A 1,683-nucleotide genomic window follows, 5' to 3' on the forward strand; every position below is an offset into this window, starting at 1 on the left:
GTAGCTGCAGTCACCGGCTACGCGTCCCACATCAACCCACCACACACGCACCAGCAACGGGTCACTGGTCGCCTGCGGAGTCACCATCATCATTTGCCAGGGGCCGCCGTCCACACGGAAACGAGCCGTGTAGTGCACGGTCGCATACGCATGGAAGTTGCCCGAACGCCGGTAGGCGTAACTCGTTGCGGTTTCACGCGGGCGCTCACGAGGGTAGGTGGTGACCGGTTTGCCCGCCGTGTAGTTGGTATCTGTATCGCCGTTGCCGTACTCGATGACATAGGAGGAGGGCATGAGCTCAATTTCGACGTGTCCTGCGAGCATGTCTGCTTCGAGGCGGTAGGGGCCTCCGTCATCGACGTAGAAGTTGATCTGGTCGCCCTTGTAGACGTTGGGGTCGCCTTCTGCTCGGCCAGTGCCTGCGGGGTTGTTGTAGGACTGGTGCAGGGTCGGCTTGCCTGGCTCTAGCGACTGGGCTGCTTCAATGATTTGCGCCATCATTTGTTCCCAGGTAGGGCCGTCGTTTGCCTTGGATTTAGTGTCCTGAACAGCCTTGATGTCTGAGGGGATGCAACTAGCACTGGTGGGGCTTCTTAACGCATGACCGCGGTCCATGAATCCTGCATCAGTTTCCGGGCTGAGGTTGGTGTGTTTATAGATACCGACTTTTCCTCCCGGGGTTACGCAGTAAAGGACACCGGGGTTATTTTTGGAGGAGTAGACATCAAAGCCATTGGGGTTGTGGCTCTTTTCCCATTCGTGGACTTGGGGTGCAAGCGAAGATTGCTCTTGGCGTTTCGTACTACCTCCGGAAACATCATGTCCATCGTCTCTCAAGCCCACATCTTCTGACTCTGTCTGATCCTGCGGTACAAATATCTGTTCACAGACACTGGCAGAGTTTGGGTTCGTAGCTGCGCACTCTGAATATGAATTGAAGGGTGCCTCTCCTGCATAGGACACAGTCTGGGATATAAATAGTGGTAAAGATGCTAGAAAAATCGCAAACTTGTGACCTCGCATTATTGCTCCTTGCTGACTTTCTTTAGTCCGTTGATAAGCCAGCTACCGTCTGCATAAATTAGAGAAAGATTCCACTTGTTGTTATCTACTTCGCGATTTTCTCGACTCTCCCAGCTGCCGTCCGGCTGAACATACATGACGGAATTCCACTTGCGGTAGACCCTCCAGATGTAGGTTGTTCCATCTTCTGAATAGGGTGCCCCATCTGCTACAAATTCATTGTGTCCATCGATAATCCAACCACCTTTTTGATATAGGCTGCTCATTTCATCATAGAAATTTATTTCTGATTTCAGCGATTGTGATACGTAACGTCGAACTTCAGTAAAATTTCCTGTCTCGACGGCGTAATTACGCCAATTCGACCAGGCTCGAATTGTCTTCTCCAAACCAGAGATAGACTTCTCGCGGTAACCCTCTTCCGGTGCCGGAGGCTTGGGCACATTCTGTGCAGGTCCCTGCCAGTCGGCCTTACGATACTCGCCGTCGGGGGCCTTAGAGCCGCCGGAGTAGCCTCGAACAGTAGACGGAGTGGCACTCGCCGAGGGTGACTCAGACGCCGCCGCAGACGCCGAAGCGGTCTCGCTCGGTGCGGCGGTCGATGATGCCGAGGCGGCTGCCGCCTCATTGTTAGCCTGCTGGCCACACGCCGCAAGCAGG

Annotated in this window: 1 protein-coding gene and 1 pseudogene; both read right to left on the reverse strand. The window is 54.1% G+C overall.

Annotation, left to right across the window (positions count from 1 at the left end; translation table 11 throughout):
• A pseudogene (locus tag HMPREF2682_RS09560) lies at positions 1–615 on the reverse strand (peptide ABC transporter ATPase); the annotation flags it as partial.
• Positions 616–1,022: 407 nt separating this feature from the next.
• Positions 1,023–1,683: DUF6318 family protein (locus HMPREF2682_RS02090; RefSeq protein WP_070830929.1), on the reverse strand; the 661-nt coding region annotated here is incomplete at its 5' end.

The organism is Rothia sp. HMSC061D12, from assembly GCF_001836735.1.
Taxonomy (GTDB): domain Bacteria; phylum Actinomycetota; class Actinomycetes; order Actinomycetales; family Micrococcaceae; genus Rothia.